The sequence below is a fragment of the Agrobacterium sp. Ap1 genome, assembly GCF_017313375.1.
Classification (GTDB): domain Bacteria; phylum Pseudomonadota; class Alphaproteobacteria; order Rhizobiales; family Rhizobiaceae; genus Neorhizobium; species Neorhizobium cellulosilyticum.
This window is the reverse complement of the sequence record NZ_JAFLMY010000013.1, coordinates 57,427-78,218: the sequence shown is the minus strand read 5'-3', so window position 1 is coordinate 78,218 and position 20,792 is coordinate 57,427. Positions and strand designations below refer to the sequence as shown.

Below are 20,792 nucleotides of genomic sequence, written 5' to 3'. Positions count from 1 at the left end.
CTCGAGACAAGCCCGAGGACGACGTAAATCAAGGCTGAGTAAACCGCCTCAGCCTTGAGAGACTTAGAAAATACCGAGCGTCACCGCGCCGACAAAGGCGAAAGCCGCCACGGCGATTGCCAGATGCGTGGCGGATTGCCAGCTGCCGAACAGCGAGTGGCGATGGGAAAGCGATCGTGTCTGAACAGTCGAATGCCGCATGATCTTCCTCCAGCTTTACAGAGCCACCATTCTCCGGGTGATGACTGATGCTACCTTATCCCTATCAACTTGGTAGAGATAAAGTTCCAAGCAAATAGAACGGATTGGAAAATCCTTTTCCGTTAATGCCTGTATTGTGGCGTTAACGGTTTATTATGCCTCCGGTTCCGGCGCCTGCCCTTTTGTCGCCTCAATCCGGGTTCCGCTCCAGCGCCATGCGGAAAATATCGCCATCGACATTGCCGCCAGAGCAGACCGCAATCACGGTGTCACCGAGCGTTTCGCCATGGAAAAGCGCCGCCGCAAGTGCCACCGCTCCACCCGGTTCGACCACGATCTTCAACCGGCTGAAGGCAAGCGCCATGGCCTTCAAGGCCTCGGCTTCGGTGACGACAAGCCCTGGGCCGCAGAGTTTTGACATGATCGGAAAGGTGATGTTGCCCGGCTGCGGCGTGATGATCGCATCGCAGAGCGAACCCGATTGCGTGGCATTCTTCTGGATCATGCCGGATGCCAGCGAACGCGTGACATCGTCGAACCCTTCCGGCTCGCAGGGGTGGACGGTAAATCCCGGCGCCTTGGCGGCAAGCGCCAGGGAGACACCTGAAATGAAGCCGCCGCCACCTGTCGGGACGAGAACGTCGGCCTTTTCGATACCCAGTTCCTCTGCCTGTTCGGCGATTTCGAGACCCGCCGTCCCCTGACCGGCGATCACCAACGGTTCATCGAACGGCTTGACCAGCGTCAGGTTGCGCTCGGCCGAAAGCCGCGCACCGATCGCATCGCGATCCTCCGTCGCGCGATCGAAAAGCACGACTTCGGCGCCATAGGCTCGGGTGTTCTCGATCTTGATGCGCGGTGCATCGGACGGCATGATGATGACGGCCGGGATGCCGTGCAGCTTTGCCGCAAGCGCCACGCCCTGCGCGTGATTGCCGGAAGAAAACGCGATCACGCCTTTCGCACGAACCTCCGGCGAAAGCCCCGAAATCGCCGACCATGCACCGCGGAACTTGAACGATCCCGTATGCTGCAAGCATTCGGGTTTGACGAAAATCCGCCGGCCGGCGATCTCGTCGAGAAAGGGAGAGGAAAGCAGAGGCGTGCGGCGGATATGGCCGTCGAGACGGGCTCGGGCGGCTTCGATCATGGCAATATCGGTCATGGAAATCCTTGCTCGGGAAAGGCGGCGGCGCGTGAACGACAAAAGCCTATTATCGGCCCGGCTCAAGGTAAAGCGACGACAATCGGGAAGATTGTCACCCAGTCAATTCAACACGAAATTCAGTCGGCAACGCTCGCGCCGATCTTCACCACCGCCTTGATCGGCAGATGGTCCGATGCCCGGCGCGAAAGCGGCGTATCATGCGTTTCGACACGGTCGATAAGCCCCGGCCGGTTGGCCATGATGCGGTCGAGCGCCAGCACCGGCAGTCGTGACGGGAAACTTGGCACCGCCGATGGCAGGCCGAAAACCGTCGCCAGCGTATTGAGCGAGGAACGATCGCCCAGCCGCCATTCGTTGAGGTCCCCCATTAGCACGGTCGGATATTCTTCGCGTGCGCGCAGGATATCGAGGATCATCCGCGCCTGCTGCTGGCGGGACCGATTGAGCAGGCCAAGATGCGCGGCGATCACCCTGAATGTCTTTCCGCCCGCCAGGTCCAGTTCCGCCATCAGAGCGCCGCGCGGCTCCAGCCCCGGCAGCTTTACCTGATGCACGTCACGCACCACCCCCTCGCGGAAGAAGACGACATTGCCATGCCAGCCATGCGCGCGCGCGACGCCAGATACCGGCACCGGGTAAAGCCCCGTTTCCCGCTCCATCCAGGCGAGATCGAGAAGCCCGCGGCGCTCACCGAAGCGTGTATCCGCCTCCTGCAGCGCGATGATATCGGCACCGATTTCGCGGATCACCTGGGCGATCCGGCCAGGATCGAATTTGCCATCGACCCCGACGCATTTGTGCACATTGTAGGATGCGACAAGCAGGCCGGTTGACGGATCATGCTGTGAATGGATGCCAATCCCGCGCGCCTTTCGGGCGCGGATCGACGCAATGATGCTGGCCGGCAAGGTTGTACGTTTCTCGTGCATCACCGTCATTCTTCAAAGCATGACCGACGCGGGCCGCGCCGACCGGTACAGATCACAGATAGGGTGAACCCAACCAGAGCACCCGTTCAAGCAGGCGTTTTGCAAATGGTCGTGAACGAAGACCATGCAGCGTCACCTCTTCCGCAGAGGAAATAGCCAGGTCGACCCTTCGTTCCAGCGCTTGCGCAAATCCACGATCGAAAACTTCAAGATCGACCTCGAAATTCAGCCTCAGCGAGCGGGGGTCGATATTCGAAGAACCGACATAGGCCCAGCAGCCGTCGATAGCCATCAGCTTGGAGTGGTTGAACGGTCCTGCCGCCCGCCAGATGCGGCAATAGTTTTTCAGCATCTGGTCGAACTGAGCCGTCATGGCGAGATCGACTAGTTTCAGGTTGTTGGCGCTCGGTACGACGATATCGACCACTACGCCGCGCCGCGCCGCCGTGATCAGCGCAGTGATCAGCTCCCGGTCGGGCAGGAAATAAGGTGAGACGATCTTGATCGAGGACCGGGAGATGGAAAAAGCGCCCATCAGCATCTTCTGGTTCGTCTCGACACTGCGATCCGGACCGGAGGAGACGGCTCGCATTATGGTCGGCGAACCGGGCCGCATGCCAGGTGTCGGAACCTTCCAAGCTTCACCCTCCAGCTTTTCGTCGGTGGAAAACTCCCAGTCGGCAGCCGAGATCGCCAAAAGATCGGCCACAACCGGTCCGGTCACGCGGAAATGCGTGTCGGCGGCACATTTATCGCCGCTAAATTCGCATGAAAATCCCTCGCGGATATTCATGCCGCCGGTAAAGGCTATTTCGCCGTCGATGGCCATGATCTTGCGGTGGGTCCGCAGGTTCGCATAGGGCAGCCGTAGGCCGGTAATGACATTGCCGTTGAATACATCGACGGTGACGCCGCCCTCACGCAGCATGCCGAGCACGCTCGGCACGGAATAACGTGCACCGACGGCATCAATCAGCACCCGGACCTCGACACCACGCCGCGCCGCCGCACTCAGCGCCTCGATAAACCGCGCGCCGATCCGGTCCCGGTCGAAAATATAGGTTTCGAGCAGAATGGAACGGCTCGCGAGCGCGATCTCTTCGAGCATTGCGCCATAGGCTGCATCACCATTGTCGAAGGCGGAAATCGTATTGCCGGTCGTCAGGTGGTGCCGGGTGACGCGGTCGCCAAGCGTCTTCATCCCCCGAAACCGGTGGCCAAAGTCCTCGATCACCTGATCATCGGTCGCATCATAGGAGGCGAAATCGAAACGCTCCGCTCCCTGCAGCAGCGAGCGCCGGTCACCGATGACGTTGCGGCGGATACGATTGACGCCGGCGATCAGATAAAACGCCGCGCCGACGATGGGCGACAGCAGAATGACGCCGACCCAGCCGACAGCTGAGCGGACCTCTTCCTTCGTCATTGTCGCGTGAACGGCCGCAGACGCGCCGGCCACCACCGAGACAATGAACAGGATGTGCGGCCAATAGGCGTCGATAAGCGAGATCATGGCGTCCAATATAGGGACGCCATGATACTAGGCAATGCGGCTAGACAATTGGAGAAATCAGCGGTTTAAGCCGTCAGCTCCTTGGCGAATTTTTCAAGCCCGCGCTCGACCTTATCGAACATGTCATCGACCTGCTCGTCGGTAATGATCATCGGCGGGCAAAACGCAATCGAATCGCCGATCGCGCGGCTGATGACGCCCTCCTCCATCAGATATCCGAACAGCTTCGGCCCGAGCTGTCCGGCGGTGAAGCCTTCGCGCGGTGCAAGCTCGAAGGCGCCGATCAGGCCGACGCCGCGGTGTTCGATGACCAGCGGATGATCAGCGATCGACTTCAGCCGCGCCAGGAATTTCGGGCTGAGCGACCTGACATTGCCGACAAGATCACGCTCCTCGATGATCCTGATATTTTCCAGCGCCACGGCCGCGGCAACCGGATGGCCGGCGGCGGTAACCCCATGACCGAACGTGCCGATCTTTGCCGATTCATCCGCCAGCGGCTGGTAGACGCTTTCATTGATCAGAAGCGCCGAGATCGGCTGATAGGAAGACGAGATCTGCTTCGAAAGCGTCATCATGTCGGGCTGCAGCGCATATGTCGTCGTGCCGAACATCTCGCCCGTGCGACCGAAACCGCAGATCACTTCGTCGGCGATGAACAGGACATCGTATTTCTTCAGAACCTTCTGGATCGCTTGCCAGTAACCGGTCGGCGGCACGATGACGCCGCCCGCCCCCATCACCGGCTCGCCGATAAAGGCGGCGACCGTATCGGGGCCTTCCTTGAGGATCAGGTCTTCCAGATCCTTGGCGCAGCGCTCGACGAACTGTGCCTCGGTCTCGCCCTCAGTCTTGAAGGCACGGTAGTGCGGGCAGCTCGTGTGAAGCACGCGCGCGATCGGCAGGTCGAAGGAACGATGGTTGTTCGGCAGGCCGGTCAGGCTGGCAGACGCGATGGTGACGCCGTGATAGCCCTTGGTGCGGGAAATGATCTTCTTCTTGTCCGGCTTGCCGAGCGCGTTCGACCGGTACCAGACGATCTTCATCGCCGTATCATTTGCTTCCGAACCCGAATTGGTGAAATAGGCCTTCGACATCGGCACCGGCGCGATCTCGATGAGCTTTTCGGCAAGCTCGACCGAAGGGCTGTGCGTGCGCGCCGTGAACGTGTGGTAATAGGGCAGCTTTGCCATCTGCTTGGCCGCGGCCTCGACCAGACGGCTTTCGCCGAAACCGACGCCGACGCTCCAAAGCCCAGCCATGCCTTCGATATACTGCTTGCCGGCATTGTCGTAGACATGGACGCCTTCGCCGCGCTCGATCACCAGCGCGCCATCGCGCTCCAGCGCCCGTGCGTTCGTGTACGAATGCAGATGATAGGCCTTGTCGCGGGCCTCGATGGAATTGGGCTGGATCGTCACGGACTGTTCTCCTCTCGCACGAACGCGAATAGGAAATTCATAAGAGGAATCCCGCGGATTTCCAGCCCTCAAACGCGATTTAGCCGAGCCCGCCGTTTAAAATAATTGACGGGCTCATGAGCAATTTTCATAGGTCCGATCACCGCACCGACATACTAGCGCACAGACATGGCCGCGATCGGCGGCTCTGCCTGAGCGGGGATCGGGCTCTTGTAATCCTGCCCCTTGTGCCGGCGCTTGAGATCGGCCCATGCGGCTTCGCGCAGCTGCTCGCTGGTCATCGCCGCAAGACCCGTGGCCGCCATCACTTTCGCGACCGAAGCCATACCCTTGTGGGCGAGCGCGCTCTTGCCCTGCGCAACCACCTGCCAGGTATGAAGCTGCGTGCCGATAGCGAGCGTCGCACCATAGGCCTGAACAGTCGGCACGACCCAACTGACATCGCCCACATCAGTCGATCCGCCCATCTGGCGAACTTCGTTGTGAGGCGGCAGAACGAAGTCGGCAAGCGGGATATCCCGCTGTTCGAGGCGCTCCTGCGCCCAGCTGGCCGCAACATCCTCGGGTGTCAGTGTGGCGCGGATCTTTTCCGCAAATTCGATATCCGCAGCATCGAAGGCCGGCGGCCCCATGCTCTCCCAGATATCCTGCATCGTATCCATCAGCGGCGTGTTCACCACGAGGTTGGAAACGCCGGCAAGCGTGACGGATTCCATCTTCGTCTCGGTCATCAGCGCCGCGCCCTCGGCCACCTTCTTTACCCTCTCGATAAGCGCGAAGAGACCGGCGAGATCCGGCGCGCGCACGACATAACGAACCTTGGCATGCGCCTGAACGACGTTCGGAGAAATGCCGCCAGTGTCCAGCACCGCATAATGAATACGGCATTCGGACGGCATGTGCTCGCGCATATAATTGACACCGACGCTCATCAGTTCGACGGCATCGAGCGCGCTACGACCCAGTTCCGGCACGGCGGCGGCATGGGCGGCACGGCCGGTAAAGGTGAAATCGATGCGGCAATTGGCAAGCGACGTCTCACGCTGCACCCCGGCAAAGTTGCTCGGATGCCAACTGATGGCGATATCGACATCGGAAAAGGCGCCGTCACGCACCATGAAGGCCTTGGCGGCACCACCTTCTTCTGCGGGGCAGCCGTAATAGCGAACCCGGCCCGGCGTGCCCGTCTTTTCAAGCCAGTCCTTGAGTGCCGTCGCCGCCAGAAGAGACGCCGAACCAAGCAGGTTGTGGCCGCAGCCATGGCCGTTCGCGCCTGCGATCATCGGATCATGCTCGGTTGCACCCGCTTTCTGGCTGAGGCCCGCCAGCGCGTCATATTCGCCGAGAAATGCAATAACCGGACCACCGCTACCGGCCTCGCCCATCACAGCGGTCGGGATATTGGCAACCGCATCGGTAATCCGAAAACCCTGCGCCTCCAGCATCTCGCGATGGGCAGCAGCAGACTCCGTCTCCATGTAGCAGGTCTCGGGCGTCTCCCAGACTTGGTTGGCCAGTTCCGCGAACACCTCCGTTTTACGATCCACGAGATCCCAGACGAGAGGGAGGTTCGAGTTGCCATCGGTCATGAAACAGCCGCCTTGATTTCTAGCTAAGATGAGTTTTGGGTATGGAATGCAATAACCGCATACCTATCCCTTTCCGGGCCAAGCGCAACGCATAATGCAAAGAATTAAGGCTATGCGCATCGATTAGGCAGCGTCACCGCAGTTGTGATCAAATCCCGAATCTTACCGTCTCGACAACCGAGTGATAATCGCTATTCTCGCGCGCCACGGGAAGCAGACACGCTGAGCGAGCATTGCTTCACCGCAAAACAAATATGGAGTGAATGAGCAAAGACCAAGCATGACGTTCTGCATTTGTCGCCTCGATTGAAAATCTATTCCTTGAGGCAGCCGATATGTAGGACGACCCGCATGATCCTGCAGTTTCATCCGAGATGGGGAAATATATTTCGACCGGCATAGAGTTGGGCTTGCCGGTCAGGAGGTGAACAACACAGGACTTGGTCAAAAGATGCGGCAAAACGCATCGTAAATCAGGGAAATCAACCGTGCTGGCAAAGCCGGCACAGGTAGGGAGACTATCAATGAAACGTGTACTTACTCTCGCAGCGGCAGCGCTTCTGTCCGCAACATTCTTTGCCGGCGCCGCCAGCGCGAAGACCTTCGTTTATTGCTCCGAAGGTTCGCCAGAAGGCTTCGATCCGGGCCTCTATACCGCCGGCACGACCTTCGACGCCTCGGCTCATCCGATCTTCAACCGCCTGCTCGAATTCAAGCCGGGCACGACGCAGCCGGAAGCCGGTCTCGCAGAGAGCTGGGAAATTTCCGCTGACGGCACCGTCTACACCTTCAAGCTGCGCAAGGGCGTCAAGTTCCAGACCACGGACTTCTTCACCCCGACCCGCGAATTGAACGCAGACGACGTCATCTTCTCGATCGGTCGCCAGATTGACGAAAAGAACGCCTGGAACAAGTACATTTCCGGCGGCACCTGGGAATATGCCGACGGCATGGGCTTCCCGAAGCTGATCAAGTCGATCGAAAAAGTCGACGACCTGACGGTCAAGGTCACGCTGAACCGTCCGGAAGCACCGTTCCTGGCCAACCTTGCCATGCCGTTCGCTTCGATCCTGTCGAAGGAATATGCCGACAGCCTCGAGAAGGACGGCAAGAAGGAGCAGTTGAACCAGAACCCGGTCGGTACCGGTCCGTTCACCTTCGTCGCCTACCAGCAGGACGCCATCATCCGCTACAAGAAGAACGCCGACTACTGGGGCACCGCTCCGAAGATCGACGATCTCGTCTTCGCGATCACCAGCGACGCTGCCGTTCGTTACCAGAAGCTGAAGGCCGGCGAATGCCACCTGATGCCGTTCCCGAATGCCGCCGACGTTGAATCGATGAAGTCCGACCCGAACCTGGAAGTTCTGGAGCAGGAAGGCCTCAACATCGCCTACCTCGCCTACAACACGACCCAGGCTCCGTTCGACAAGCCGGAAGTTCGTATCGCTCTGAACAAGGCGATCAACAAGAAGGCCATCGTTGACGCCGTCTTCCAGGGCATGGCAACGCCTGCAACCAACCCGATCCCGCCGACAATGTGGTCTTACAACAACGAGACCAAGGACGACACCTACGACCTCGACGCTGCCAAGAAGATGCTGGCAGACGCTGGCGTCAAGGATCTCTCGATGAAGATCTGGGCAATGCCGGTTTCGCGTCCATACATGCTCAACGCACGTCGCGCTGCTGAAATCATGCAGGACGACTTCGCCAAGATCGGCGTCAAGGTCGAGATCGTTTCCTACGAATGGGCTGAATACCTGTCGCGTTCGAAGGCAAAAGACCGTGACGGTGCCGCAATCCTCGGCTGGACCGGCGACAACGGCGACCCGGACAACTTCCTCGACACCCTGCTCGGCTGCGATGCAGTTGGCGGCAACAACCGCGCACAGTGGTGCAACCAGGAATTCGACGCTCTCGTGAAGAAGGCCAAGGTCACCTCCGACCAGGCTGAGCGCACCAAGCTTTATGAGCAGGCACAGGCCGTCTTCAAAAAGGACGCTCCCTGGGCAACCATCGATCACTCGCTCGCCGTCGTTCCGATGCGCAAGGGTGTGACCGGCTTTACCCAGAGCCCGCTCGGCGACTTCACTTTTGAAGCAGTCGATATCGCCGAGTAAAACTGGCCTATCACAACTTTTTGCCGCGGGACGCGTTGCGTTTCCCGCGGCATTTTCTTATGAGACGCCTAAAAATATGGCGGTGACGCCGATATGGTTTGATCCATGGCTTGACAAAAGCCCAGGTCGGTCCAGCCCCCTTTCCGCAAAGGCTTAAAATGTTTGGCTTCCTTCTGCGGCGCCTCGCCGTCCTGATCCCGACTTTCATCGGGGTCTCCATCATCGCCTTCTCCTTCATCCGGCTTTTGCCAGGTGATCCGGTTGCGCTCCTTTCGGGTGAGCGCGTCATGTCTCCGGAGCGTCACGCGCAGATCAGTGCGCAGCTCGGCATGGACCGGCCGATGATCGTGCAGTATTTCGATTATCTCGGTGGCGTACTCACCGGCGACTTCGGCACCTCGATCGTCTCGAAGAAGCCGGTTCTTGATCAGTTCCTGACACTGTTCCCGGCAACGGTCGAACTGTCTTTCTGTGCCATCATCATAGCGATCGCGCTCGGCATTCCCGCCGGTGTCATTGCCGCAATCAAGCGAGGCTCGATCTTCGATCAGGGCCTTATGGGCATCGCACTGGTCGGTTATTCCATGCCGATCTTCTGGTGGGGTCTGCTGCTGATCATCCTGTTTTCGGGCACCCTGCAGTGGTTCCCGGTATCGGGTCGCATCTCGCTGATGTTCTATTTCCCGCAGGTCACCGGCTTCATGCTAATCGACAGCCTGATTTCCGGCCAGAAGGGGGCTTTTGCCTCGGCACTCAGCCACCTCGTTCTGCCGTCGATCGTGCTCGCCACCATTCCGCTCGCCGTCATCGCCCGCCAAACGCGCTCGGCCATGCTGGAAGTTCTGTCCGAAGACTATGTGCGCACCGCCCGCGCCAAAGGCCTGTCGCCATTCCGCGTCGTCGGCATCCATGCGCTGCGCAACGCCATGATCCCGGTTATCACGACGGTCGGCCTGCAGGTCGGCGTCATGTTGGCCGGCGCGATCCTGACCGAGACGATCTTCTCCTGGCCGGGCATCGGCAAATGGATCCTCGATAGCGTCTTCCGCCGTGACTACGCCGTCATCCAGGGTGGACTGCTGCTGATCGCCGCGATCATCATGACGGTCAACCTGATCGTCGACCTGCTCTATGGTCTCGTCAACCCGCGTATCCGCCACTAAGAAGGAGCAAAATCCCATGGCTGACGCCACTCTTACACCAAAGGCTGCGGAGCCCGTCTCCTCGGCCCAGATGCGACGCCAGATGCTCAAGGAGTTCTGGTTCTACTTCTCGGAAAACCGCGGCGCCGTGATCGGCCTGTTCGTTTTCCTGGCTCTGGTTCTGGTCGCGATCCTCGCACCGGTGATTGCCCCCCATTCACCGTTCGAACAGTATCGCGATGCGGTCTTGAAGCCGCCGGTATGGGCTGAAGGCGGCACCGCCAACTATATTCTCGGCACCGATCCGGTCGGTCGTGATATCCTCTCGCGCCTGATCTACGGCGCGCAGTATTCGCTGTTCGTCGGTCTGGTCGTCACCAAGCTGTCTCTGATTTCCGGCATCATCGTCGGTCTTCTGGCCGGTTATTACCGCGGCTGGCTGGACACGATCATCATGCGCCTGATGGACATGATCCTCGCCGTTCCCTCGCTGCTTCTGGCGCTGGTGCTCGTCACCATTCTCGGTCCGGGCCTGAACAGCGCCATGATCGCGATTGCCGTGACGCTTCAGCCGCATTTCGTGCGCCTCACCCGCGCCGCCGTGATGGCCGAAAAGACCCGCGACTATGTCACCGCCGCCCGTATCGCCGGCGCAAGCCCGCTGCGCCTGATGTTCCGCACCATCCTGCCGAACTGCACCGCACCGCTGATCGTCCAGGCAACCCTGTCCTTCTCCAACGCCATTCTCGATGCGGCCGCTCTCGGCTTCCTCGGCATGGGCGCTCAGCCGCCGACACCGGAATGGGGCACGATGCTGGCCGAAGCCCGCGAATTCATTCTGCGCGCCTGGTGGGTCGTCACCTTCCCGGGTCTCGCAATCCTCATCACCGTTCTTGCCATCAACCTGATGGGCGACGGCCTGCGCGATGCGCTTGATCCGAAGCTGAAGAGGTCCTGATCATGTCGCTTCTGCAAATCGACAATCTCACCGTCGAATTCGAAACCGCCAGCGGCTGGTTCCGCGCCGTGGACGGCGTCTCGATCTCGGTCGACAAGGCCGAAGTGCTCGCCATCGTCGGCGAATCCGGCTCCGGCAAGTCGGTCTCCATGCTGGCCGTCATGGGTCTTCTGCCCTGGACGGCAAAGATCACCGCCGACCGCATGCTTTTCGAAGGCAAGGATATCCAGGCACTCAGCGGCGCCGAGCGCCGCAAGCTGATCGGCAAGGATATCGCCATGATCTTCCAGGAGCCGATCGCCAGCCTCAACCCCTGCTTCACGGTCGGCTTCCAGATCGAGGAAGTCCTGCGCATCCATCTCGGCCTAGGAAAGAAGGAGCGCCGAGCGCGCGCCATCGAACTGTTCAAGCAGGTTGGCCTGCCGAACCCGGAAGAGCGCATGCATGCCTTCCCGCATCAGATGTCGGGAGGCCAGTGCCAGCGCGTGATGATCGCGATCGCAATCGCCTGCAATCCCAAGCTCCTGATCGCCGACGAGCCGACCACGGCGCTCGACGTGACGATCCAGAAGCAGATCCTCGACCTGATCATGGACCTGCAGGCACGCACCGGCATGGGCCTGATCATGATCACCCATGACATGGGCGTAGTGGCAGAAACCGCCGACCGCGTCGTCGTGCAGTACAAGGGTCGCAAGATGGAGGAAGCCGACGTGCTTTCGCTGTTCGAAAACCCGAAGAGCAATTACACCAAGGCGCTTCTGGCAGCCCTGCCCGAAAACGCCACCGGTGACCGCCTGACCACGGTTTCCGCCTTCTTCGACGGCAACCCGGAACCGGCACCTTCCGCAGGAGCATCGGCATGAGCGACGTAAAGACCACCGACACCATGCTCGAAGTCCGCGACATCAAGCGCGACTACGAACTGCCAGGCGGCTTCATGAAGCCGAAGAAGACGCTTCATGCGGTGAAGGGCGTTTCCTTCAGCCTGGAACGCGGCAAGACGCTGGCGATCGTCGGTGAATCCGGTTGCGGGAAGTCCACGCTCGCCCGCATGATCACCTTCATCGACGAGCCGACATCCGGTGAGCTGATCATCGACGGCAAGAAAATGGACACCCGCCCGGGCCATCTGACGTCGGAAATGCGCCAGAAGGTGCAGATCATCTTCCAGAACCCCTACGGTTCACTCAACCCGCGCCAGAAGATCGGCGACGTTCTGGGTGAGCCGCTGGCTATCAACACCGACCTGTCTGCTGCCGAGCGCCGCAACCGCGCCACCGAAATGCTGATCAAGGTCGGCCTCGGCCCGGAACACTATAATCGCTACCCGCACATGTTCTCCGGCGGTCAGCGCCAGCGTATCGCCATTGCCCGCGCGCTGATGATGAACCCGAAACTGCTGGTGCTCGACGAACCGGTTTCCGCACTCGACCTTTCGGTTCAGGCTCAGGTGCTGAACCTGCTCGCCGACCTGCAGGACGAGTTCAACCTCACCTACGTGTTCATCAGCCACGATCTCTCGGTCGTTCGCTACATCGCAGATGAGGTGATGGTGATGTATTTTGGCGAGGCGGTCGAATACGGCACGCGCGACGAGGTGTTTTCAAATCCGAAGCACGAATACACGCAGACCCTGTTCAAGGCGACGCCGAAGGCCGACGTGGACTCCATCCGCGCCCGTATAGCGGCGAAGAAGGCTGCTTCGGCGGCTTAATACTCACTGCTCGCGACAGATATGGGACCGGAGAGAGAAATCTCTCCGGTCTTTTTTATTCGACGAACACCCTCACCGTCGCAGCCTTTCCCGCTGCATCGATCACCGTCAGCGTCGAAAACCCCGCGCCTTCAGGCTGCCATTCATTGGTGCGTCGGCGGGAGAGAGCATCCAGTGGCTTGCCGTTGGCGAGCCAGCGGAACGGCGGACGACCGCCCTGCAGTTTCAGCACCAGCGGCGAGAGTTCGCCCGATGACGCTCCGAGATCGACCTTCGCCCCTTCCGGCGGATAGACGATCTGCGGCGCAGTCTCGCGGGACGAAGAGCGGATCAACCCGCTTGCGGTGACGGCAAAGCGCCGCTGCGCAACGGCCAAATCCGATTGCGCCAGCCGCACCGCACCCGGCGGTGCAGAAGGATGCGGCGTGAACGGCACGCCGGAGCGCGAAAACGCCTCGAACAGGATCGGCGCCGCCGTCTGGTAACCGGCAATGCCCGGCACTGCGCCATTATCCGGCCGCCCGACCCAGACGCCAAGCACATAACGCCCGTCATAACCGACCGACCAGGCATCCCGATAACCGTAGCTGGTACCCGTCTTGTAGGCGATGCCGAGTTTCCGGCTGCCGGTCGGCGGCAGGACGTCGGAGAGGATATCCGTGACATTCCAGATCGCCTGCCGCTCCAAGAGGATCTCGCTGTCGAGCACGGCCGGTTTTTCGTCGATGCCATTGCCGACCCGCACCGGCTGCCCGCCATTGGCAAGCGCCGCATAGGACTGCACCAGATCCTTGAGCGTGATGCCGACACCGCCAAGTCCGATCGCCAGCCCCGGCGCTTCGCTTGGCGGCAGGACGGGCCTGACATCGGCACGGCGAAAACGGATCATCAGACGCGACGGTCCGACCGCATCGAGCAATCTCACCGCCGGCACATTGAGCGACAATTGCAGCGCCTGCCTGACCGTCACATCGCCCTGATAGGTCATGTCGAAATTCTTCGGCCGGTAGCCGAAGAAATCCGCCGGCCGGTCCTCGATCATGGTTTCCTGGGAAACCAGCCCCTGCTCGAAAGCAAGCCCGTAGATGAACGGCTTCAGCGTCGAGCCCGGCGACCTGAGCACGCGCGTCATGTCGATCCAGCCGGAACGCCCCGCATCGAAATAATCCGCAGATCCCACTTCTCCGACGATCTCGCCGCTCGTCGCATCCGCCATCACCATGGCGAGCGAGACTTTTGGGGCGAACTTTGCGGAAGCCTCTCGCGCCACCTCCTCAAGTTGTCTCTGGATGCCACGTTTCAGCGTCGTGCGATATTCTTCGGCCTTGGGCTGCTTGCGGATAGCGGCTTCGGCAAGATGCGCGGCATAGGCCGGCAATTGCAGCCTTTGCCGCGGCACCGCATCAAGCGACGCCCGCTCCGCTTCGCCCTCACCCGTCACCTCGGCCACCGCGGGACGGGTCAGCACCCGTTCGCGCGCGGCATGAGCCGCCTGCGGATGGCGATCCGGCCGACGCATCTCCGGCGATTGCGGCAGGGCGACGAGAAGGGCTGCCTCCGCAACGGTCAACCGTTTCGGCTCCTTGCCGAAATACGCGAGGCTCGCAGCTCTGACCCCTTCCAGATTGCCGCCATAGGGCGCGTGGGTGAGATAGAGTTCGAGGATCGCCTTCTTGTCGAGGCGGCGCTCGATCTGGATGGCGCGGGCAAGCTGCAGGAGCTTTGCCGAAAGCGATCGGGTCTCGCGCGGCTCGATCAGCCGCGCCACCTGCATGGAAAGCGTCGAGGCACCGGAGACGATCCGGCCATTGGTGAAAAGCTGGAAGGCCGCGCGGCCAATCGCAAGCGCATCAATGCCGCCATGCTGGTAAAACTGCCGATCCTCATAACCGATCAGCATGGCGAGAAAACGTGGATCGACATCCTCGACATCCGTCTTCAACCGCCAGCGCCCTTGCGGGGTGGCGAACGCACGCAGCAACTCGCCATCGGCATCCAGCACTTCGCGCGAGGTGACCGTGGCATTCTCAAGTGGCGGCGGATAGGCGCGATCGGCCCAGTCAAGGCCGAGGGTCGCCGCTCCCACCAACAAGAGGCAGGCGCCGAAACCGACCGAGAATTTCCACCTGCGCTTCATGCGGGTTCTTCTGTTGTCCGTTTTCCGATCATGCGCCGAACCTTCGGCAACGTCCGCCCCTCAGGCTGCCGCCACCTTCTCCCCGTAAACGGGGCAAAGGACCTGTGCCGCAGCCTATCCGTCCACCTCCAAGGTTGCGCGAGCCACGTCCCCTCTCCCCGCCTGCGGGGGCCCGTAGGGCGGGTAGAGACCCGTGGCTCTACCCAGGAATGGGCTAGGGTGAGGGGCAGGCCTACCGAAAATGCAGAGGATGACAAGCAATCACCTCACTGCGCCGCCAAAACCTCCATCTTGCCCATCGCCGTCCGGCCCGAGAACTGCGGGCGGTACATGTCGTCCACCTGGGCTGCCGGATGATCATAAACACCCGGCGTCACGGCACGCACGACGTAAGCCAGCGTGATCTGTCGATTGTCACCCTGTGAACGATCGAAGGCGGCCACAAAACGGTCGTTGCGGAATTCCGTATGCGCCGCCTGCACTTCCTCGATCCAGTCGAAATTGGCAAGATTGGCGCTGTTGACGATACTTGGATTGTCGATCTCGAAACCGGCCGGCAGAAGATCGGTGACGACGATACGCGACGGCCAGTCATTGGTCTCGGTGACGTTCAAGACAACAACATAACGTTCGTTCTGCTTCGCCTCGCTGACATTCGCCTCCTCGCCTGCCATCGTGTAATAGGTCCGCGAGATCTGGAACCCGTCGCCGCCGGCAGGCAGCGGCGTGGCCGGTGCGGCAACCGTGGTGATCGCGGCAGACAGGGCATCGCCGCTGTCATTGCGGATGGTCAGCGGATGATCGAGCAAAACATCCCCCGCCATCTGCGACATCAGCGTGCCGCTATGGGCAGCGCCATTGACGTTGAGGCGCAGGCTGTCATCACCATTCTGCAGCGCGCGGGCGGCAAGCAGCATCCAGGTCTGCTCCTGGGTACTGGTGTATTTCTTGACCGCCCATTCCTTGGCAACGACATCCGCCAGCGCCGGCACGATCGGCGGCACCGGCCGGCTTTCGGCGGCGAGCGCCAGAACCGCAGCCCCATCACGCAACGACGAACCATAGTCGGAACGGGCAAGGCTCACCTTGTGGACCTGCGCATTTTCCGACATCTGCAGCGCATCGTTGAAGATGCTGCGCGACCGCTGCCCATCGCCGTAAAGCGACAGTGCGGCCGCGATATGTGCCTTGGCAAGCGGTGTCGGGAAGTCATTGAGCATCGTATCGGCGTAATAGCGCAGATCGCTGATCGCGGCCTTGCGGTTACGGGCGAGAACATAGAGCGCATAAGCGATCTGGTTGCCCTGGTCGCGCACGTTCGTCGTATAGGCGAGCGTGTTCTGCAGGTTTTCCAGCGCCTGCACCAGCGGCTGTTCCGGCACGTCATAACCCTGTTCACGGGCACGCGAGAGGAAATCGCTCACATAGGCATCGAGCCAGAGATCGTTGCCTGCGCCATCCGGCCCCCAGAGGCCGAAACTGCCGGCGGAGGCCTGGAAGGACAGCACGCGATAGATCGCATCCTGTATGCGCTTCTTCACCTCGGCATCATCGGCAAGCCCGTTCTGCACCGCCATTTCGCTCAAGTAGAGAAGCGGCAGAGCCCGGCTCGTCGTCTGCTCGGCGCAGCCGTAGGGATAGCGGTCGAGGCTCATCAGCAGCGCCGGAATATCGAAGGCGTTGGAACGGCTGACATTGATGCTGACCGAAGCCCCCTGCAGCACGCTGTCGGCGAGAAGATTGCCATCGACGGTGACGCTCGCTCCAGGCCGAAGATCGACCAGCCTCCGCTCCGTCACCGGCATCGCGGCCGGGCGGACCGGGATGTGGAGAACCTGATCGACGGAGAGACCGGCGTTATTGGCAAGCTTGATCGACACCGTCGCATCACCCGGCTCGATACCGACCAGCGGCAGCGTAACGCTGGCTTTACCCCCAGCGGTCAGCTCCACCGGCTTCACCGCGCTCTGGCCGACAGCCACCGCATTGCTGGTTTCGACTGTCAGGTCATAGGTTCCGGCGGGACCATCCGTATTGGCGATATCGAGCCGCAGATTGCTGTCGTCTCCGGGCGCCAGAAAGCGCGGCAGGCTGGAGGTGATGACGATCGGATCGCGGATGATGACATCCCTGACGCCGTGACCGACGCCAGATTTCGACCATGCGACGGCCATGACCCGCGCCGTGCCGTTGAATTGCGGAATATCGAAGGAGACTTTCGCCTTGCCTTCACCATCCAGCTTCACCGGGCCGGAGAAGAAGGCGACCAGCTTTTCCTTCGGCGGGCTTGCCTGCAGCGCCATGCTGCCGCCATCGCCACCGGTCCTTAGACGCCCCGTCGCGCCAAGCGACCCATCGATAAGGCGACCATAGATATCGCGGATTTCCAACCCCAGACGACGCTGGCCAAAATACCAGTCGTCGGGTGCTGGCGGCTCATAACGGGTGAGATTGAGAATGCCGACATCGACGACCGCGACCGTGACATAGGCGTCTTCCATGGCACCTGCTCCCGCCACCTGCAGCGAAATATCCACCGGCTGACGCGGCAGCGTCTTTTCCGGGGCGTCGATGGCAATCGCCAGATCACGGGTCCCGGGATCGACCTTCAGCCATGTGATCCCGATCGCCCGCATCGGCATGCGGTTATCACGTGCTTCGCCCGGACGATAAAGGGTTGCGGTCACATAGGAGCCAGCACCCCAGTCCGCAGTCACCGGAATTTCGACCTCACCGCCATTTTCCGCAATGCTCGCGGTCTTAACCGAGATCAGCTCTTCCGAACCAGCCATCACCATCAGCTCGCCGGCATAACGCGACGAGATTTTCAGCTTGGCGGTATCGCCAACCTTGTAGCTCGGCTTGTCGAGCGCGACTTCCAGCGCATCCGGCGTTTCAGTCGAACTGGCGGTGACGAACCAGCCGGCATCGAATTCGACGCTGGAGGCCGGGCCGCCGATATCGGCCGTCTCGACCTCAAGGCGATAACGCCCCCATTCAACCGGAACGGAAACACGACCGCCATCGGTTGTGACGTCGACTGTTCCGTTGGAAACCTGACGCGTGCGGGTGATCGGCTCGTAACGCCAGGAATTGCCGTCGCGATACCATTGGTAATCCCGCTCGACCTTGACGAGCTTCCACGGCAAGCCTTTCAGCGCCTGCTTGGCGCCGGCCTCGTTCACCAGGATGACATTGAAATTGCCGACCGCACCTTCCGGCAGATCGCCGGAAAATTCCGGCTTGATGCCGATCCGCGGTCCGTCAGCCTTCACCGGCAGCGACAGGTTGCGCTCGATCGCCCGGCCTCCGGTCTCCTGCATGCGCACGACGATATCGGCATTGATGAGTTTTGTCGTCGACGGCAGTTCCGCCACATCCGCATCGAACGTGGCCTTGCCGTTCTCGTCCGTATCCTCCAGCGAATCGAGTGGGATGCGGACGGTCTCGGTCTCTTCCTCGTCTGCAAGCCCGAACTGGTAGCCCGGGAAAGCCGCGTTTTCGCGGGTCGGCTTCAGCGCGATCTCGCCTTCGAGGCCGAGGCCGGCCGCAGGCGCGCCATAGAGATAACGCCCGTCGATGGAAACCTTGGCCGGCTCGCCGACAACGATCTCCTTGGCCTCGCTCGCCATGTCGAATTCGATGCGATCCGGCACGAAATCGTCGACGAGAAATGTCTTCTCACCGATCGCCGAGCCCTTGGGGTCGGTAAACACCTGCATCGTCCAGGTGCCGCGCATAGATGTATCCTGCAGGGCTAAATCGAGCGTATAGCCGCCGATATCGCCGTTTTTCACCATCCGCCGGTCCTCCACGCCATCCGGGCGCATGAAAACGAATGTGAGCGGCAGATTTTCGATCGCCGTTGCGTCGACATTGCGGGCGAGCGCGCTCGCATGCACCACTTCGCCGGGGCGATAGATGCCGCGTTCGGTCCAGGAGAGAAGGTCGATCGCACCGGGGGCTGGACGTCCGGTGACGCCACGGTCGGACAAGTCGAAACCAGCGCGGGTCATGTCGAGGAAGACGTAATCCTTGCCTTCACTCTGGGCCGCCAGCACCGCCGGCACCATGGCCGCCATGCCGCGCATCAGGCCCGCAGTGAAGGTGGCGCGGCCATCCGCATCGGTCTTCGCCGTGCCGAGCACCTCGTTGTTCTTGGCCAGAAGCTGAAGGTCGACGCCTTCGATCGGCTTGGCGGATCCGAGCGCGCGGGCAAACACATGCAGGCCATCGGTGCCGGCATAGGTGGTGAGACCGATATCGGAAACGACGAACCACTGCGTCGCCTTGTTGTCCCATTCCTGATTGACGGCATTGGCGGCGGAAGCCGTCAGCACATAGACGCCGGGCTTGCGTTCCGGCAGCGCCTCGTCAACCGGGAAACTGGTCGTCACATCCTTGTTGAGATCCTGACCGAGATCGATCGTGCCCTGCCAGACCAGTTCGCCGTTTTCCTGCTCGATCCGGTCGGCGCTATAGCCGCTCATCTGGGTGAGAAACTGCGAGTTGGTGAGCAGCGGCGCGATGTTGCGATCACCGATCCGATAGAGTTTCAGGTTGGCACGCTCGGTATTCACCGAAACGATCGGGATGCCGCGACGCGCGGTCGACGGCAGCACGAAGCTGTCGCCGGTAAACCGCACCATCGGCGAGCGGTCCTTGACGTAGAGGTCGAGATCCACCTGCGCCGGCAGCGGCTCGTCAACCGAGGACGGCAGGCCACGACGAAGAGAAAGCTTGTAGCGCTGACCATGGGTCAGGCCCTCGACGCAGATCTGATTGTCCTTGGCCTCCATCGCCTTGGGCGCCTGCCCGTCAAGCGTCACGAAGGGCGCATAATCGACCCCAGCCTTCACCAGAGGCTCGGAAAACTGCACGCAGGCGCGCGGATTGGCGCTGTCGGCATCCACGGTGTTGCCGCTCACGCGAAAACCTTGGCGTTCACGTAGATCGTTATAAGCGGCCTGAACCGTGCGGGCACTGACCAGTGCAAGGCTCTGTTTGTAGGCAGTGAGCGCCTGACGATAATTCTGCTGTTTGGCGAGTGCCGCACCGAGCACTGCAAGCGCATCGGCACGGGCCTGCGTCGAGCGCGACATCAGATAACCGTTGATCGCCGCAAGCGTGCCTTCGCTGTCGGCCGAACCATTGTTCTTGGCAATGCCCGCGGCACGCGCCAGCGCGATCCACAGATCGCCGTCGTCGGGAAAGAGAGACAGGGCACCCTTGTAATTATAGATCGCCGTATCGACCCGGCCGGCAAGCAGCTCGGACTGCGCCACGGTTTTCAGGTTTTCAACACCGTAACCCTGCTGGTTGTCGCCGAGCGTCAGCCCGTCCTTCTGCTCGCGAGCCTGCTGCAAGACCTCGTCCGACAGGAAGGAAAGCCGCGGCGGGGCACCGATATCCGGCTGGACAGCCACTTCGACGATCTTGCCCGCAACGGCGCCGGCAAAAGTATTGAGCTGGCCGTGGTCGGATTTGAGAAAGCACCACTTGGCTTTGACATTGTACGTGAAGGCACGGCACTGGTTGTCGCCGATGCAGGCGGTCTCGCACTGGTCCTGGCTGACATTCTTCACGGTCCGAAGGTCGAAGCCAAGATAGTCGCCGTCAACCGTCGTCTCTATCCGCCGTTCCTGGGCAGCAAGCGGAGAGCCGAGAACAAGAGATGAAAGCACAAGAGCTGAAAAGCCGAAGATCGCGCGCCTAGACATTTGCAAGTCCCCCCGTGGCAGCCGTCGGATGCGCCTTTGTCCAATGTGAAGAGCAGCTTGTCAACGGAACTGATCCCCTTCGTTACGGACGAAATCAAACCGAAAGTGACGCAGCGAGAAAACTCCTCTACACAAAGCTGTGCCAGAAATGCCGTCTTGCACACGTCATTGATA

The 20,792-nt window shown here is 60.9% G+C and carries 13 protein-coding genes; 5 read left to right on the top strand and 8 right to left on the bottom strand.

Annotation, left to right across the window (positions count from 1 at the left end; all coding sequences use genetic code 11):
- Positions 1-63: 63 nt before the first annotated feature.
- The 6 genes from JZX87_RS21765 to JZX87_RS21740 form a co-directional block, all read right to left on the bottom strand.
- On the bottom strand, positions 64-201 hold the full coding sequence (locus JZX87_RS21765; RefSeq protein WP_206827978.1) for a hypothetical protein: 138 nt from the start codon (positions 199-201) through the stop codon (positions 64-66).
- Between the two features lie 190 nt (positions 202-391).
- Entirely contained in the window at positions 392-1,366 is a 975-nt protein-coding gene (locus tag JZX87_RS21760) for a threonine ammonia-lyase (RefSeq protein ID WP_206827976.1), read from the bottom strand.
- Positions 1,367-1,485: 119 nt separating this feature from the next.
- The gene (locus JZX87_RS21755; RefSeq protein ID WP_206827974.1) at positions 1,486-2,298 is read right to left on the bottom strand and encodes an endonuclease/exonuclease/phosphatase family protein; all 813 of its coding nucleotides are present in this window, start codon (positions 2,296-2,298) and stop codon (positions 1,486-1,488) included.
- A 52-nt stretch (positions 2,299-2,350) separates the two neighbouring features.
- Positions 2,351-3,811, bottom strand: coding sequence for a phospholipase D-like domain-containing protein (locus JZX87_RS21750; RefSeq protein ID WP_206828036.1), 1,461 nt, complete (start codon positions 3,809-3,811; stop codon positions 2,351-2,353).
- A gap of 65 nt (positions 3,812-3,876) precedes the next feature.
- A complete protein-coding gene (locus tag JZX87_RS21745; protein ID WP_206827973.1) occupies positions 3,877-5,232 on the bottom strand; it encodes an aspartate aminotransferase family protein in 1,356 nt (451 codons plus the stop codon).
- Between the two features lie 155 nt (positions 5,233-5,387).
- Positions 5,388-6,821 (bottom strand): M20 family metallopeptidase, encoded by a 1,434-nt coding sequence (locus tag JZX87_RS21740; RefSeq protein WP_206827970.1) that lies wholly within the window; start codon positions 6,819-6,821, stop codon positions 5,388-5,390.
- 524 nt (positions 6,822-7,345) lie between these two features.
- Between JZX87_RS21740 and JZX87_RS21735 the strand changes: the two genes are divergently transcribed.
- The 5 genes from JZX87_RS21735 (at position 7,346) to JZX87_RS21715 (ending at position 12,761) form a co-directional block, all read left to right on the top strand.
- Entirely contained in the window at positions 7,346-8,944 is a 1,599-nt protein-coding gene (locus JZX87_RS21735; RefSeq protein WP_148147733.1) for an ABC transporter substrate-binding protein, read from the top strand.
- A 158-nt stretch (positions 8,945-9,102) separates the two neighbouring features.
- Positions 9,103-10,107: an ABC transporter permease subunit gene (locus JZX87_RS21730; RefSeq protein ID WP_148147732.1), complete on the top strand. Its 1,005-nt coding sequence runs from the start codon at positions 9,103-9,105 to the stop codon at positions 10,105-10,107.
- A gap of 16 nt (positions 10,108-10,123) precedes the next feature.
- Positions 10,124-11,044, top strand: a complete 921-nt coding sequence (locus JZX87_RS21725) for an ABC transporter permease subunit (RefSeq protein WP_206827968.1) — start codon at positions 10,124-10,126, stop codon at positions 11,042-11,044.
- Between the two features lie 2 nt (positions 11,045-11,046).
- Positions 11,047-11,910 (top strand): ABC transporter ATP-binding protein, encoded by an 864-nt coding sequence (locus JZX87_RS21720; RefSeq protein ID WP_206827966.1) that lies wholly within the window; start codon positions 11,047-11,049, stop codon positions 11,908-11,910.
- The gene (locus tag JZX87_RS21715) at positions 11,907-12,761 is read left to right on the top strand and encodes a dipeptide ABC transporter ATP-binding protein (protein WP_206827964.1); all 855 of its coding nucleotides are present in this window, start codon (positions 11,907-11,909) and stop codon (positions 12,759-12,761) included. The genes JZX87_RS21720 and JZX87_RS21715 overlap by 4 nt, the downstream gene beginning before the upstream one ends.
- A gap of 55 nt (positions 12,762-12,816) precedes the next feature.
- Here JZX87_RS21715 and pbpC read toward each other — a convergent pair whose 3' ends face one another.
- Positions 12,817-14,898: a penicillin-binding protein 1C gene (gene pbpC, locus JZX87_RS21710; RefSeq protein WP_206827962.1), complete on the bottom strand. Its 2,082-nt coding sequence runs from the start codon at positions 14,896-14,898 to the stop codon at positions 12,817-12,819.
- Positions 14,899-15,164: 266 nt separating this feature from the next.
- A complete protein-coding gene (locus JZX87_RS21705) occupies positions 15,165-20,618 on the bottom strand; it encodes an alpha-2-macroglobulin family protein (protein WP_206827961.1) in 5,454 nt (1,817 codons plus the stop codon).
- Positions 20,619-20,792 lie beyond the last annotated feature (174 nt).